Annotated in this window: 12 protein-coding genes; 5 read left to right on the forward strand and 7 right to left on the reverse strand. The window is 38.3% G+C overall.

Annotated elements, in window-relative coordinates; genetic code table 11:
- Positions 1-269 precede the first annotated feature (269 nt).
- On the reverse strand, positions 270-1,367 hold the full coding sequence (ychF, locus tag F0919_RS15790) for a redox-regulated ATPase YchF (protein WP_150033759.1): 1,098 nt from the start codon (positions 1,365-1,367) through the stop codon (positions 270-272).
- Positions 1,368-1,554: 187 nt separating this feature from the next.
- Here ychF and F0919_RS15795 point away from each other — a divergent pair, with 187 nt between their 5' ends.
- Both F0919_RS15795 and F0919_RS15800 read left to right on the forward strand, forming a co-directional pair.
- Positions 1,555-1,821, forward strand: coding sequence for a hypothetical protein (locus F0919_RS15795; protein WP_150033760.1), 267 nt, complete (start codon positions 1,555-1,557; stop codon positions 1,819-1,821).
- A 28-nt stretch (positions 1,822-1,849) separates the two neighbouring features.
- A complete protein-coding gene (locus tag F0919_RS15800; RefSeq protein WP_150033761.1) occupies positions 1,850-2,971 on the forward strand; it encodes a glycosyltransferase family 4 protein in 1,122 nt (373 codons plus the stop codon).
- A gap of 10 nt (positions 2,972-2,981) precedes the next feature.
- Here F0919_RS15800 and F0919_RS15805 read toward each other — a convergent pair whose 3' ends face one another.
- The 3 genes from F0919_RS15805 to mrdA are packed head-to-tail and all read right to left on the reverse strand — an operon-like array spanning position 2,982 to position 7,982.
- Positions 2,982-4,547, reverse strand: a complete 1,566-nt coding sequence (locus tag F0919_RS15805; protein ID WP_150033762.1) for a PQQ-binding-like beta-propeller repeat protein — start codon at positions 4,545-4,547, stop codon at positions 2,982-2,984.
- A gap of 29 nt (positions 4,548-4,576) precedes the next feature.
- Positions 4,577-5,887, reverse strand: coding sequence for a rod shape-determining protein RodA (gene rodA, locus F0919_RS15810; protein ID WP_150033763.1), 1,311 nt, complete (start codon positions 5,885-5,887; stop codon positions 4,577-4,579).
- Between the two features lie 55 nt (positions 5,888-5,942).
- A complete protein-coding gene (gene mrdA, locus F0919_RS15815; RefSeq protein ID WP_150033764.1) occupies positions 5,943-7,982 on the reverse strand; it encodes a penicillin-binding protein 2 in 2,040 nt (679 codons plus the stop codon).
- A gap of 127 nt (positions 7,983-8,109) precedes the next feature.
- Between mrdA and F0919_RS15820 the strand changes: the two genes are divergently transcribed.
- Complete coding sequence (locus tag F0919_RS15820; RefSeq protein WP_150033765.1) at positions 8,110-9,165, forward strand: sensor histidine kinase; 1,056 nt, start codon at positions 8,110-8,112, stop codon at positions 9,163-9,165.
- A gap of 164 nt (positions 9,166-9,329) precedes the next feature.
- Here the strand turns inward: F0919_RS15820 and F0919_RS15825 are convergent, their stop codons facing one another.
- Positions 9,330-10,094 carry a class I SAM-dependent methyltransferase gene (locus tag F0919_RS15825; protein ID WP_150033766.1) on the reverse strand — a complete coding sequence of 255 codons (765 nt, stop codon included), beginning with the start codon at positions 10,092-10,094 and terminating at the stop codon, positions 9,330-9,332.
- A 136-nt stretch (positions 10,095-10,230) separates the two neighbouring features.
- On the opposite strand from F0919_RS15825, the gene F0919_RS15830 reads away from it, so the two are divergent.
- Positions 10,231-11,634 (forward strand): nucleoside recognition domain-containing protein, encoded by a 1,404-nt coding sequence (locus F0919_RS15830; protein ID WP_150033767.1) that lies wholly within the window; start codon positions 10,231-10,233, stop codon positions 11,632-11,634.
- A gap of 99 nt (positions 11,635-11,733) precedes the next feature.
- Here the strand turns inward: F0919_RS15830 and purB are convergent, their stop codons facing one another.
- Positions 11,734-13,083, reverse strand: coding sequence for an adenylosuccinate lyase (gene purB, locus F0919_RS15835; protein WP_150033768.1), 1,350 nt, complete (start codon positions 13,081-13,083; stop codon positions 11,734-11,736).
- A gap of 285 nt (positions 13,084-13,368) precedes the next feature.
- On the opposite strand from purB, the gene F0919_RS15840 reads away from it, so the two are divergent.
- Positions 13,369-15,900: a DUF5686 and carboxypeptidase regulatory-like domain-containing protein gene (locus F0919_RS15840; RefSeq protein ID WP_150033769.1), complete on the forward strand. Its 2,532-nt coding sequence runs from the start codon at positions 13,369-13,371 to the stop codon at positions 15,898-15,900.
- Between the two features lie 92 nt (positions 15,901-15,992).
- On the opposite strand, the gene F0919_RS15845 is transcribed toward F0919_RS15840, so the two are convergent.
- Positions 15,993-16,739 (reverse strand): pseudouridine synthase, encoded by a 747-nt coding sequence (locus F0919_RS15845; RefSeq protein WP_150033770.1) that lies wholly within the window; start codon positions 16,737-16,739, stop codon positions 15,993-15,995.
- Positions 16,740-16,756: the final 17 nt, after the last annotated feature.

Here is a 16,756-nt window from a genome sequence, read left to right on the forward strand (position 1 = left end):
CAAACTTAATTTCAATTCCAAAGCTTTTTTGCAATTATTAGACCAATGCTTTGAATTAATCGACCTAATTTATATGTTTTCTTTTGTCGAAGGAATTGGGGGTTTGGTCGAAGGCGAAATGCGTTGTTGTAGATTTGACAATGATTTGAATGTGGGATACATTGTAGATTTGACAACTTTTTAAAAGATTGTCAAATCTGGTAAGTAGGTGAAAAATGAAAAGGTTGCTGAATATCAGCAACCTTTTCAAGTATTACTTTAAAAAATAATTAAACGTTAAAGCGGAAATGCATTACGTCACCGTCATTCACTACATATTCCTTCCCTTCAATACGCAATTTGCCTGTTTGTTTTGCCATAGTCTCACCACCTAAAGCAATGTAGTCATCATACCCGATTACTTCTGCTTTAATAAAACCTTTCTCAAAATCAGTATGTATAACGCTTGCAGCCTGCGGCGCTTTCCAGCCATGATGGATGGTCCATGCACGGACTTCCTGTACACCTGCTGTGAAATAAGTGATTAAGTCTAATAATTTATAAGCGGAACGAATCAAACGGTTTAAGCCCGGCTCTGTTAAGCCATATTCGGAGAAGAACAACTCTTTATCTTCAACACTTTCCAATTCTGTGATTTGCGCTTCAATATTGTTATTCATCACGATTACCTGAGCGCCTTCGTCTGTCGCAACTTTCGAAATAGCTTCACTGTATTTGTTTCCGGTTAAAATAGAAGCTTCATCAACATTGGCAACATACAGCACTGGCTTTTCTGTCAACAGGAAAATATCTGCAATCGCTTCTCTGTCTTCACCTTCCAATTTAAGTCCGCGAATATTTTTACCTTGTTCCAGATGATTTTTGCAAGTCAATAAAACTTCCAGAGCCCTTTTGGCTTTTGGATCATTCTTTGCAATTTTCTCGGTACGTGCAATTTTCTTTTCTACACTGTCAAGGTCTTTCAATTGCAATTCAGTATCGATGATTTCTTTATCACTTACAGGGTTGATCGCACCTTCATCGCGCAAAATATTTTCATCTTCAAAACAGCGCACCACATGTACAATAGCATCTACTTCACGAATATTTGCAAGGAATTTATTTCCCAAACCTTCTCCTTTAGAAGCGCCTTTTACCAAACCTGCAATATCTACAAATTCAATGGCTGTAGGAATAATTCTTTGAGGCTGAACTATTTCTGACAATTTTGTCAATCTTTCGTCTGGAACATCCACCAGGCCTACATTTGGCTCAATGGTACAAAAACGGTAATTGCTTGCCTGTGCTTTTGCACTGTTACTGACTGCGTTAAATAAAGTCGATTTACCTACATTCGGAAGTCCTACGATACCTACTTGTAATGCCATGTGATTTTCAAAAATTTTTGCAAAGGTAAAAAAATGGAATTTAGCAACGCAACCTTTTTTAATTGCATAACTTAGTTGTAAATACCACATTTTTATGTCAGTTGACAAAGTAAGGGTATCATTTTTAAATGAGTTAAATAATCGTTATTTTTGATATAGACTAATTAAAGCAGTCGATAATAATATTATGGTACACACGATGATTTTAAAAGAAGAAATAGCTCAACTCCATATTATTCCTGCAAATGTTGATAGGACTAATTACTGGAAAGAAGAAATGGCTTATGCCGTAAGACTGGGAAATGAATTTAAGGGGAAGACGACTATTACTTTTGAAACTTCAGAAGGCTCCCGTACTGTAGAAACAACCGTTTGGTCACTGACGGATAAGTATATTGTTTTAAAGAGTGGCACAACTATTCCTATGAATAGTATAACAGAAGTACATTTTTAGCTGTGAATTTGATAATTTTGCGCCGATTATGCGCATAGCTGTCAATACCAGGTTATTTTTAAAAGGCAAATTGGAAGGAATTGGTTGGTTCGCCCACGAGACATTGTCGCGTTTGGTGCGCAATCACCCTGAACACGAGTTCATTTTCTTTTTCGACAGGCCGTTTCATAAAGATTTTATTTTTGCACCGAATGTTACGCCTGTGGTTTTGAAACCTCAGGCGCGGCATCCTGCTTTGTATTATATGTGGACCGAATGGGCCATCCCTTATGCATTGCGGAAATATAAGGCTGACATTTATTTCTCTCCCGATGGATTTGGAACTTTACATTCCAAAGTGCCTACCTGCCTGACTTTACATGATCTTGCTTACCTGCATTATCCGCAGTTTATGGATAAAATGCACAAATTATATTATACACGGTATCTCCCGAAGTTTGCAAACAGAGCAAAACGGATTGTTGCTGTTTCAGAATTTACCAAGCAGGATGTAATGCATCATTATGGTATTGATGCCAATAAGATTGATGTGATTTATAATGGGGCCCATGAAGAATATAAGCCACTTTCGTATGATGAAAAGGAGGCAGTGAAAGCGCAATATACCAATGGCGAAGAATTCTTTTTATTTACCGGAGCCTTGCATCCCCGTAAAAATGTCATCAACCTGCTGAAAGCGTTTGTGAAATTTAAAAGAAGACAAAAAAGCCCTATAAAATTGGTCATTGTGGGGCGTATGGCCTGGCAATATGATGAAATTGCAAAAGCAAAAGAACTGATGCCCTTTAAGGATGATGTGGTTTGGACCGGCTATCTGGAAGTAAAGGATTTGGCAAAGATCACTGCTTCGGCTTATGCGTTGGTTTATCCATCTTTATTTGAAGGTTTTGGTATTCCCATCTTAGAAGCAATGACTTGCCATGTTCCTGTAATTGTTTCCAATTCATCTTCAATGCCGGAAGTAGGGGGCGATGCTGCGTTATTGGTTGACCCGCATTCTGTAGATGATATCGCGGAAAAAATGATGTTGATTTATAAAGACGAAAATCTTCGTGACAGAATGATTGAGGCAGCTAAAATTCAAAAAATGAAATTTGACTGGGCCAAGTCGGCAGAACAGATTTGGGATAGTTTGATGAAGTGCGTGTAGTATTTTTTAATTATTTGAAAAAATCACTCAGATTTACTTCAATCAATTTATTATCCGAAAAATCGTACAATAAACCATTCTTAAGAACCGATTGACCGCTTGTATTAAATCTTGCAATTATCTCGGCATTTTTATTGAGTATATAACTTTGATTTCTCCGGTTTATAAGATTTAAGTTGCCTGTATTTACTATTGTGAAGAATAAGTCTTCCCGTTTAAAAGTTTTAGAAACTGTAAGATCATTATTGATTTCATAAATGATATTTTCATCTGAAAATACATAAGCTTTCGTATTATCAAAACGCTTAAAACGTGGGTTGAGAGAATCATTCACGTTATAATAAATATTGTTATCCAGAAAGAATAACAAATCTTCATTCTTCTTCTTTTCGATTTTATTGCCCCCGATTCGTAAGCCGGTATTGATATTGTACGCTGCAATGCTGTCATTAAAAAGTAGCAGGACACTTTCCTTCTTTCTAAAAATGCTTTTTATCGGATTCTTTTTGTCTCCGATATCTGTAACAAATATTTGGTTACCTGTATTTTTATCAAAGCTGGCAATAAAGGGCTTTCCGTAGCCAATGGTGTTATTATCTAAAAACGCATATCCGAAATTAATCATTATTAACCTATCGTCAATCAGAAAGATATTTGAATGGCTTGCTTCATTTTCGTCAAAAGGGAATTTCCATATGACTTGGCCGTTTACTTTATCAATCTTTGTGAGCTCTTCTTTTGAAGCATAATAAAATGCGGAACTATCTTCCAGAGTATTGGAGACTATGCCATGCAGCAGATCCGGATCGGTAGCATAAAAATAAGTGCCCGTCAGCAACCCTGCTGTGATTCCCGCAACCGTTGTAATCGCGGCTGTTTTATAATTTTTCTTTCCGGTGATTGCATTATAATCCCATCCTTTACCGGTATTGATATTTATCGAATGCAGGCCTGCAGCGCTTACTAATAGGGTGGAATCGTTGATATACTTTAGCCCGTCCCAATAGTAATCCCTTTTTAATTCGCGTTCCCATTTCAGGCTAATATCTTTTACATCTACACCTACTAATTGATAGGAAACGCCGGATGCCTTTACAATATATCCAATACTGACATCATTAGTTGTATCAACATAATACACTTTATGTTTCAACTCAGCCAAACCTTTCCCGGTTTCAGCATTTATTTTCTGGCTTGCTGCTTTGACAAAGTTGTTATTAAGAATAAATGTATTACCGAATTGACTTAAATACTCGCTTTGGTAATTGATTTTGCGTATCCATTTGGTTTGGTGACTTTCTAAATCAAACAATACAATTTCGCCTTTATTGTCAAGCCACTTGCCGTTTTTGCTTGTGCCCCTTATCTGCAACGTAACATCGTTGGATTGTGCATTTACATATATTTCATGTATTCTGTCTTTGAAAGTGTATTCAGTTGCTGTAATGTCTTTTTGTGTGTCTTCATTTTTGCCAATAACAATAGTATTGGTACTAACTGTTTCTGTAGATTGACTATGGACTGAAACTTTAATTAATAAAAATATCAGGAGGAGTATTACACCTTTTGTTTTCATGATTGGGGATAATATAGGATTTAATCGTTTTACCTTATCAACATCTGCCTGTCCGCATCAAGTCTTAACAAGATAAATAATAAGATACTGAACGAGAGCAACGATGTTCCTCCATAGCTCAGCATGGGTAAGGTAATACCAATAACCGGCGCTAATCCCATTGTCATACAAAGATTGATGGCCAAGTGGAAAAATAGAATAGATGCAACGGAATAAGCATACACTCGGCTGAATGTGGACCGTTGACGTTCCGCTATATGAACAATACGAAGCAGAAGTGTTATATAAATTAACACCAGAATCGTACTGCCAACAAATCCGAATTGCTCGCCGATACCACAAAAAACAAAGTCTGTATTTTGCTCAGGAACAAAAGAATATTTTGTTTGAGTGCCGCGCATAAATCCTTTGCCAAAAAAGCCCCCGCTACCGATGGCGATCTTGGATTGCCTTACATTGTATTCCGCATCTTTTTTAACAGCTTCTCCCGGTTTTTGATATTCCGTCGGCACATCCTGTCCCAACATTGAATAAATACGTTCGGTCTGATAGCCATGAAAGACATTCTTAAAAACATAGGGAACTGCAACCTGTGAAAACAATACGGCTATAAGCCATGATCCGGCTATAATTACAATAATAATTCTGTTGCGTTTGATTTGTGTCCTCAGAAACCATGTAGCCAATAGTGGAATCACTGTAATAATTATAAACAACGGAATACGTTCTATTAATAATGTTCCGATCAATAAGCCTGCTACAGAAAATCCTATCAGCAAAATAGCATTGGGCAATCCTTCGCGATACATTGCAAGGAAGAAAGAAAAATAAACCAATGCAAGTCCCGTTTCATTTTGCTTTACAATGATAAGGCAAGGAATCATTACAATAGCGGATGCAATCAACCTGTCTTTCAATGTTTTGAAATTGGTTTCGGGCGTAGCCATAAATCTTGCCAGCGCCAATGCCGTAAATATCTTGCACAACTCACCCGGCTGGAAAGTAAAAGAACCGAATTTAATAAAGCTTTGTGAACCTTTTACATCAGAACCTATGGCAAAAGTTGCCAGTAAGAGTAAAATTCCTAAAAGATAAGCCAGATAAGCAACAGCAAGAAAGAATTTACTGTCTGTAAAAAGTATAATCATTCCTGTGACCAATGAAATAACCAACCAGGTCAATTGTTTCATGTGGCTTTTAGACATATTGAAGAAGGGCTCGCTGAAGCTTGTGTATTCTACCGAATAAACAGCTGCGATACCAATACATACCAATGCGAGGTAAAGATATATAACAGGCCAATCTACCCGGTTTGTCATTGGTTTACGCCCTGAACTCATATTTTGATTTCGTTATTTTTGTGATATTATAGACTTTGATATTGGATACTTTCAGTTATTGCCTTTGTCTCGATATATCCAGATTGTAATAATCTTTCATAATTTGTTTCACAAGGAAAGTATCACGCATCCTTTTAACACTATCTCTGGTACGCTTATCGGCTGTACGGAGCATATCCCGTAAAAGGTCTTTTTGCCTTGACATCGAATCAATTAGTTTTACATAGCCTTTTACCGTATTGGCCTGGAACATTCTGTCCTGCAATGCCAGACGGCTTGTTGCAATAGAATCTTTCAGGTATTTTTCCATCATCAAACTTGCTACAGGACCCGCCCAGGTAGCACCATAACCCGCATTTTCAACTACTACGGCGATAGCTATCCTCGGATTAACCCTTGGCGCAAAACAAACGAATACGGAATGGTTATCTAATTTGGTCCTTTTACCATTTACTACTGCATAGTTTTCTACTGTACCTGTTTTACCGCAAACCTCAATGCCCGGTAGTATAGCAACCTTACCGGTTCCTTTGTTCACCACGTCTTCCATACCATTAATAACCTGTTCAAATGCCGAATCTGCGATATGGGTCGGTGTATGCTTTTCCAGATATTTAGCCAATAATTTGTCCTTGGAATTACCACCAATGCTTTTCACAAAATGCGGAATATAATAATAACCTCTATTGGCAATCATACTTACACCATTCACCATTTGCAAAGGTGTCATATCTACTTCACCTTGCCCAATGCCGACTACAGCCATCGTACAGGAATTCCAATGACCGCCATATACACCGTCATAATAGACTGAATCGGGGATGTTACCATCCATTTCTCCCGGAATATCAATACCTAAAGGATGCCCCAGGCCGAATGAGGTCAGGTAATCATGCCAATGCTGTAAGCCTTCGTGTGTACCGCCTTTCCATTTTGGCGCATCCACAATTCTTCTGAAGACATCACAAAAATAAGAGTTACAGGATTGGGCAATTGCTGTACGGAGGTTTGCCGCATGGCCAGCCCATGTTTCGGTACAGCCAATCCTCCTGCCACAGGCATAATATCCACCACGACAAGGGTAACCAAATGAAGGTGTAATAACACCAACATCCAGTCCTATTAATGCATCCAAAGGTTTAAATGTAGAACCGGGAGGATATTGTGCAAGTATAGCTCTGTTAAATAATGGTCTTGTGTATAGCTTTGAAAGTTCATAATAATCTTTCCCGAAATTAGAGCCCGAAAGCATATTGGGATCATATTCAGGTGCGGAAACCATTGCAAGGATGCCACCCGTTCTGGGGTCTATGGCAATGGCGCTTCCTATTTTTCCTGTCATTAATTTTTCTGCATAAGCCTGTAAATCGGCATCCAGATAAAGTTCCAATGTTTTGCCTGCAACAGATGGCGTGTCCAGTTCTCCGTTTTTATAAGCATCTCTTGGTCTGTTCAAAACATCCCTTACCAGATATTGTACACCTCTCTGTCCTCTCAAAACCTCTTCATAGCTGCTTTCCAGGCCACTTAAACCTACATAATCACCTTGTCTGTAAGAAGCATATCTTGGATTGTTCAGCATTTTCTCGTTTACTTCATTCAGATAACCAAAGATATGCGCGCCGATGCCTAACGGATAAGTACGGGCCGTACGTTCCAATAATTCGAAGCCTTCAAACAGGTAAAGGTTTTCCTGTAATCTCGCGTTTTTTTCGGCCGAAAGCCCTGCTTCAAAAACACTTGGCTTATTGTATCCGTTCTTTACAATTAGTTTTTTTACCGTTTTTAAGAAAGCCGCCTTGTCAATCCCCATTGACTCACAAAATAAATTTGTGTCAAGATTCTTTATTTTGTTGGGCGTAAACGAAAGATCGTAGGTTACATTATTAGTAAGTAACGGCCTTCCTTTTCTGTCAACAATGGCACCTCTTGCCGGATAAATAACTTTACGGAAAATGGCCTGATCGTCAGCCATGATTTTATATTTATCATTCAGCAGTTGAAGCGCAAACAGCCTTGATATCAGAATCACGGCAAGTGCAACAAACAAGGCTCTTATAATCCATGGACGTGGATTTTGACTAAATGCAGACATCTAAAAATTTGAGAAATAATTATTACTACAAAGATAATGCCACAGTAAGTCCGAAACAGAAAAAATAATAATTAGTTTTTAACATTAACCTGAAAAACAAATTACTTTTGTTTAAAATCAATTTGCCTTGTCTGTAATCCAATCAAAAAATACCTCTCCGGTAATCCTTTCATTTTTCACAGCCCTTATACTGGCTATATTTATCACGCTTTTTACGCTAACGCTCAGACAGCCGTGGTACATAGATTTGACTGCTTTTGGCCTTACATTTATAATTGCCTACACCATTTATTTTTATACGCTTCAGTATTTTATCTACCGGAAAATAAAGCTCATATATAAGTTCATTTATCAGACAAAGGCCACCAAACGGGAAGAATTTTTTTATCAGAATATCTTACCGCAAAAATCGATTGATGAAGTAAGGAAAGATGTGGAAAGATGGGCAATTGAAAAAAGTGACGAGATTGCTTTGCTTCAAAAGAACGAACGCTTCAGGAAAGAGTTTTTGATGAATCTGGCTCACGAGTTACGCACACCTATATTTACGGTTCAGGGCTATGTGCACACTCTTTTGGACGGAGCCATTGATGATCCGAATGTAAATCGTAAATTTTTGAATAATGCAACAAAAGGCATCCAGCGTTTGGTACAGCTTACAGACGACCTGAATCAGATATCCAAGCTTGAATCAGGACAAGCACAATTGGAAACAAGCTATTTTGTAATACAGGATTTGGTTAAGGATGTTTATGAAGAACTGATGCTGAAAGCAAAAGAAAAGAGTATTGAGATGCTGATTAAGAAAGGCACAGAGGCCGGTATCTACGTCATGGCCGATAAGGAAAAAATCAAGCAGGTAATAGTAAATCTTGTTGAAAACGCATTAAAATATGGTAATACAGGCTGCACAATTACCACCGGTTTTTATCAGATGGATGAAGGCCGGGTCTATATTGAAGTTTCTGATGATGGTCCCGGTATTGCAGAACAACATGTTCCCCGCATATTTGAAAGATTCTACAGAGCCGATCGTAGCCGCAGCCGCGATGTTGGCGGAACAGGTTTGGGTCTCGCAATCGTAAAACACATAATCGAAGCCCATGGTGAAACAGTAACGGTGAGAAGTAAATTGGGCGTAGGTTCGTCTTTTGGTTTCACTTTGGAAAAAGGTAAGTCTTAGACTTTATCAGGCAATTCATTGTTATTATAGATTTGACAACTTTTAGAAAGTTGTCAAATCTTAAACCTTAAACGAATCAAATCTTTGTTTTCTAAAATGCAGATAATCATTTAAACAAATAGAGGCTGTTCTTTCGGAACAGCCTCTATTTGTTTAAATATAATTTATTTTTTTCGGCACAAATAAATCAGTTCACCCTTTGGCAACCTATAACGGTCTATTTGTTCCGGTGTAAATGTATTGACATAATCATCCGGTATTACTTCAAATCCTGCTTCTTCCAGCCATTTGCCAAAATCTCTCCCGAAAAGACGAAGGTGGTCTTTCTGCCAAAAATGCTTTTCGCGTTCTTTGGGATCGGTAATAGTTTTGTCTTCGTAAGTAGTGGCGCGATCAATGTCAAGCGGTACCTGAAAAATACCCCAGCCTCCCGGTTTCATCATGCGGTATAATTCATCCATACATTGATGTGCATCTTCTACATGTTCCAAAACATGGTTACAAAAAATAACATCAAAAGTATTGTTTTCAAAAGGAGCATGATGTAAATCGAAATGTACATCTGCAATCGGACTGTTATAATCTCCCGTGGTATAATCCAGATTTTTCATGCTTTTGAATATTTTATAAAAGCATTGTTCCGGAGCTATATGCAGCATTTTGTGCGGCGCTGTAAAGAAATCAGTTTTGTTTTTCAGATACAGCCAAAGCAAACGGTGTCTTTCCAATGACATGGTACCGGGGCTCAGCACATTATTTCTTTTTGCATTACCGCTATATCCATAAGGCAAAAATTTTCCGTAAGTTTTACCGTTTATAGGGTCTTCATATTTATTACCGGCATAAATAATAGAGGAAAATCTCTGGAATAATAAACTCAGCTTTATAAGAATAGGGCGGGGGATGGTACGCAGCAGGAAATGAAACATTGATATATTGAATTACGTTGCTTTTAAATTTCGCCAAAAATAAGTAATTATTTTTCTAAACAGCATTAAAGCTGATACAGAGAATTGATAATCATTTTGATTAAATTCGCCTCCGATACTATATAATCTGCGTCCAATGGCATTAAGCAAAATATGGAGTTCCTTTATTCTTATAGCAATACTGGCCGCTTCTGTTCAATTATTAAGTAATCATGATCATCGTGCCATTTACAGTAAAATGGTAATCGGGAAATCGGGCGATACTTCGCAGACCAGGATTTATGCAAGCCAGCAGGTTCCGCCGGAAATTCTGGTGCAGCTTAACGGAGCAAATACGTTTAAAAAAGGCGATGACAGGATCATTAAAAATGAAGATGGTTCTGTTATTACTTATAAGGAACAAACCGCCGATGGTATTCTGGCAACCTGTAAAGTGGCTGTTGAAATTTGTCTCGGTCTTATCGGAATCATGGCTTTGTTTATGGGTTTCATGCGTATTGCCGAAAATGCAGGCGGCATACGGCTGCTTTCGAGAATTATAGGCCCTTTTTTCTCTAAATTATTTCCCGAAGTGCCCAAAGGCCATCCGGCATTCGGCCACATGATGCTGAATTTTTCTGCTAATCTTTTAGGATTGGACAATGCAGCTACACCATTCGGTATCAAGGCTATGGAAAGTTTACAGGAACTGAATCCCGACAAAGACAGGGCAACCAATTCGCAAATCATGTTTTTGTGTTTGCACGCTGCCGGACTTACTTTGATTCCTGTCTCTATCATCGCATTACGACAAAACCTGAATGCAGCAAAACCAACCGACATTTTCCTGCCATGTATGATTGCAACTTTTGTGGCAACCATTGCGGCCATGAGCATTATTGCCATCAAGCAAAGAATCAATCTCTTTCAGCCTGTTATACTTGCATGGGTTTTAGGTATTTCTGCATTGATTGCTTTAATGATTGTAGGATTGAATGGCATGAGTAAAGAAGGCATGGAAGCCTTTTCAGGAATGTTGAGCAATGGCCTGATTTTACTTATTTTCTTTGCAATTGTATTTGGCGCCTGGTATAAAAAAATAAACGTGTTTGATGCTTTTGTGGATGGTGCCAAAGGCGGCTTTGAGACTTCTATAAAAATTATTCCTTATCTGGTTGGTATGTTGGTAGCTATCAGCATGTTGCGTACCAGCGGCGTGTTTGATATTATTACTAATGGATTGAAATATGTTTTCACACTTTGTAATCTTAATACCAATATTGTAGATGCTTTGCCTACGGCACTGATCAAACCTTTGAGCGGAAGCGGAGCAAGAGGTATGATGGTAGATACAATGAAGGTTTTCGGGCCTGATTCTTTTGCAGGAAGATTGAGCTGTGTATTTCAGGGTTCCTCCGATACCACGTTTTATGTAATTGCGGTTTACTTCGGTGCAGTGAGCGTTAAGAATACGCGCTACGCCATTGGTTCTATGCTGCTTGCCGACTTAATAGGGATTATTACGGCTATTATAATTTGTAGCCTCTGGCATTGGGGATGATAATGTTGACTGTATAATATTTGTCTTTTATAATTATAGCTATGACGACTTTTTAAAAGTTATCATAGCTATAATTATATTACAATTGAAAAACAATTATTAGTATTCAGCTGTAACGCCAACATAATTCTGTGGTGTTATAGCCAATAGTTCTTTTTTTACTTTATCAGAAACAGCAAGTGTTTCAATAAATGCATGCATTGTCTTTTTTGTAATGGTTTGCTGACCGCGTGTCAAATCTTTCAATGCCTCGTAAGGTTTAGGGAATTGTTCCCTGCGCAGAATAGTTTGAATGGCTTCTGCTACAACAGCCCAGTTGTTTTCCAGGTCATCGTTCAATTTAGCCTCGTTCAATACTAACTTGCCAATACCTTTTTCCAAAGATTTTAATGCCAGTAAAGCATGTGCAACAGGTACACCTATATTTCTTAATACCGTAGAATCCGTCAAATCTCTTTGCAAACGGCTGATAGGCAACTTAGCAGAAAGATGCTCGTATAAAGCATTTGCAACACCCAGGTTACCTTCCGCATTTTCAAAATCAATAGGATTCACTTTATGCGGCATAGCGCTGGAACCGACTTCGCCTTTCTTCGTTTTTTGTTTAAAGTAATCAACCGAAACGTAAGTCCATATATCTCTTGCAAAGTCAATCAGTATATTATTAATACGCTTTAAAGTATCGAAGTGAGCCGCAAGGTTATCGTAATGTTCAATCTGCGTTGTGAACTGCATTCTTTGCAATCCCAGTTTTTCATTCACAAAATCATTGCCGAATGCAACCCAGTCTTTCTTTCCGAATGCAACATGATGGGCATTGAAATTACCTGTTGCACCACCAAATTTTGCTGCATATGGAACATAAGAAAACAGGTCAACCTGATTTTGCAAACGTTCTACAAACACCATCATTTCTTTTCCTAAAGAAGTGGGAGATGCAGCCTGGCCATGTGTGCGGGCCAATAGAGGAACTTTGCTCCATGATTTGGCCAGTTTGTGCAAAGTAGAAATAAGATTCAGCAAGGAAGGCATGTAAACCTCTTCCATGGCCTCTTTCCATGATAAAGGAATAGCGGTGTTATTTACATCCTGAGAAGTAAGGCCGAAGTGAACCCATTCAGAACAGGCTTCTCCGCCTAATTCAACCAGCTTTTCCTTAATGAAATACTCAACGGCTTTCACATCATGATTGGTTACCTTTTCCGTATCTTTTACTTTCTGCGCATCTTCTTCCGTCAGATTTTCATAAATAGCACGAAGCTTTGACGCTGTAATAGCAGCCGGCAATTTAAAAATTTTGGCTTCTGCCAAAGCAAGAAAATATTCAATTTCAACTCTGATGCGGTAGCGAATCAGACCGTACTCCGAGAAGTAAGGTGCAAGTTCTTCCAATTGTTTGCGGTAGCGTCCGTCAACAGGACTGATAGCAGAAAGAGGGGTTAAATTCATGGGTGCAAAAGTAAGGAATATTGAAATCCGATTAAGTTTTTTCAGAAAATCAATGTTTCGTCGAAGAATTAACGGCTTATGTCTAAAATACTTAAAGCCATGAAATGACGTATTGTAGGTTTGTATAAGTATTAAAACACAGCAATTATTGCTACGTTGACATTAAAGCCAAATAAATACAAACAACGTAGTAACAATTTAAGGCCCAAAACGATTTACTTGTTTGAAAACATTATATAAATTGTACCATTTAATCCGCACACTCACCGCAATACTAAATATATCATGATCAGAAGAAAATTTTACATCACTGCAACACATGTCATCCTACTTGTATTTTTATCTTCTTCCGTTTTTGCTGCCGTTATCAAGGGCCGTGTAACAGACGAAAACGGAGAAGGACTTCCTTTCGCAACAGTTGTAGAGAAAGGAACGACCAACGGAACTTCTGCCAATGGAGATGGCTATTACTCACTGGAAATCCCTGATGGCATTCATAATATTACAGCACAGTATATGGGCTATCAATCGGTGACCAAACCTGTAAATACCAATACCGAAAAGGGTGCGGTAAATTTCAAATTGAACCCACAGGCACTGGAAATGAAGGAAGTTGTAATTAATGGAAATGGAGAGGATCCTGCTTACCCCATTATGCGTAAGGTTATTGAAAAAAGGAAGTACCATGCTGATCTTGTAAAATCATTTGAAACAGATATTTATCTCAAAGGAGTGTTCCGTATCCGCAGTTTTCCAAAAAAGATAATGGGTTTTAAGCTTTCAGCAGAAGACAGAAGTGAAATGGGACTGGATTCATCAGGAAAAGGTATTGTTTATTTACTGGAAGAATACACCAAGTATTTCCGCCAGGATTCAAAAGAATTTACAAAAGTTGTTTCGTTAAGACAAAGCGGAGACCCCAAAGGTATTGGCTTTGCAACCATGCCGCCTATCACCAATATTTATGAAAACAATTTCCCTATCATAGATGGTATCAGCAAAAGGGGCTTTATTTCTCCGGCCAACAGCAATGCGTTTCTTTATTATAAATACAAATTCATGGGAAGCTATATGGACGGCGACCTTATGATTAATAAAATAAAAGTAACACCAAAGCGTAAGTTTGAGCCGTTGTTCAGCGGTTATGTATATGTTGTGGATGACGAATGGGTATTTCAAAGCGTAGATCTGACATTGACCAAAGAATCGCAAATGGACCAGTTAGATACTCTAAAGCTGGAACAAACGTATGTTCCTGTTAAAAAGGATCTATGGATTGTACAGAGCCAGGTTATTTATCCGGTGGCAAAAATTTTAGGAGTTGAATTTGCAGGTAGTTTTATTACTTCTTATAAAAACCAGAAAGTAAACCAGGCAATTGATGATAAAATCTTTCAGGATAATATTATCTCAGCATACGACAGCACAGCCAATGACAAACCTATTTCTTATTGGGATAGCATCAGACCTATTCCTTTGGATAACGACGAAATAAGAGATTTTAAAGTAAAAGACAGTCTGTATGCAATAGAAAACAGCAAATCAGACTCAATCAAGAAATCATCTTCCACAAATTTAGGCTTCACTTCTTTTCTTTTCGGACAACCATCAGTCCGTCGCGGGAAAGATACATGGAGCATGGAATCCATATTAAATTCTGTTGCCTACAATACGGTTGAAGGATTGAACACAACATTGACCTTAAATTGGAATCATAAAATAAATGACAACAAGAATTATTATCTGCAACTTCAAAACAGATATGGCTTCAGCAATAAGCATTACAATGCCCTGATGAAGTTCAACTATACTTCAAGAGATGATTACTGGCGCGGCAGGAACTGGAGTCTTAATGTGTATGGTGGCAAGTATGTTTACCAGTTGAATGGCGACGTGCCGATTACTCCTTTCATCAATGAATTGTACACTTTGATTGGCGGTAATAACTATATGAAGTTATATGAAAAAAGTTATGGCAAAATAAGGCTCGGACGTAATTGGGGTAATGGCTTCAGCGGCTCTGCCTTTGTTTCCTATGAACATAGAATGCCGTTGGAAAATACCACAGATTATACTTTCAGCAAAAGCAACAGAGATAATCTTACACCAAACAATCCTGTAAACTTAGGAACATTTGAGACTCACAATGCAGCACTGGCTGGTTTTGCATTAAGTTATCAACCCGGATGGAAATATATTAAATACCCTAAATTCAAAAGTGCGCAACATTCTGACGCGCCTATTTTTACAGCACGTTATACAAAAGGCATTCCAAATATATTCGACAGTAAATCAGATTTTGATAAGTGGAGTATAGAAGTTGAACATGAAATCGGCTTAAGGCTTTTAGGAAAAGTAAATTACAAGCTTATTGCAGGAGGTTTCTTTAATAACAGTTATGTTGGTATTCCTGATATGAAACACCTTTTCGGAGACCAGACATTTTTGGCAAATCCTTATCTGAACAGTTTCCAGTTGGCGCCTTATTACCGTTTCAGCAATGCAGAGAAGGTTTATGGAGAAGGGCACGTGGAATGGCACCTGAATGGCTGGCTTACTAATAAAATACCCGTGTTTCGCCGCCTTAACTGGAATCTTGTCGGAGCATCCAATGTATTATATATAAACCAGGATAGCTATTATGCGGAAGTATCTGTGGGACTTGAAAATATCGGTGCTAAGTTTTTACGCTTCGGACGTGTAGATGTAGTGGCAGGGTACGAAAGTGGCAAAGGAAAACCATCCATCGGTGTGAGAGTCGGATTGGGCGAGGTATTATGGCAAATATTGGGTATCAGTACAGGACCAAAAGATTAAATTTTCTTTTTTGATTATAGGTTTGACAACTTTTAAAAAGTAGTCAAATCTATTGGTAGTAAAGCCCGCTTTATAAAAGCGGGCTTTACTATTTATCCGAATTTTTCATTCTCCCTCAAGTATCTCCATTTGCCCGGGGGTAATTCTCCCAATCGCACGTTCCCCATCCTGATTCTTTTCAGTCCTATTACATGCAAACCCACCAATTCACACATTCTGCGTATCTGACGTTTCTTTCCTTGTTTGAGTATAAAACGTAACTGATCTTCGTTTTGGATAGTAACTTTTGCGGGGCGCAGCTTTTCACCATCAAGACTTAAACCATGGTTCAATAAGCTCAAACCATTCGGTACCATTGTACCTCTTACTCTTACAAGATATTCTTTTTCGATACCGCTGTTTTCACCAATAAGCTGTTTGGCAACAACACCATCCTGTGTCAATACCAGTAAACCCACAGAATCAATATCCAACCTTCCTGCAGGAGCAAGGCCATATTTGTGCTGATCGCTATACCTGATATTGCTTTTATCTTCCTGCCAGTGATTTTGTGGCGTAATTAGCTCTGCAGCCGCTTTGTAACCTTTTTCAGGCTGGGCGCTTACATAGCCTACAGGTTTATTAAGAATAATTGTAACCCGGTTTGATTGTTGTTGCTGCCCCTGATGATTTAGTGTAATCTTATCGCTTTCGGTTACTTTATGGCCTTTTTCTGTAATGACTTCACCATTTACCTTCACCCATCCTTTCACAATATAACCATCCGCCTCGCGGCGTGAGCATATACCAAGATGCGCCATGCGCTTGGCTAAGCGCATAATGTCATTATCATTATTCATATTCAGTTGCTTCACGG

The sequence above is a fragment of the Taibaiella lutea genome (assembly GCF_008629695.1).
Classification (GTDB): Bacteria; Bacteroidota; Bacteroidia; order Chitinophagales; family Chitinophagaceae; genus Taibaiella; species Taibaiella lutea.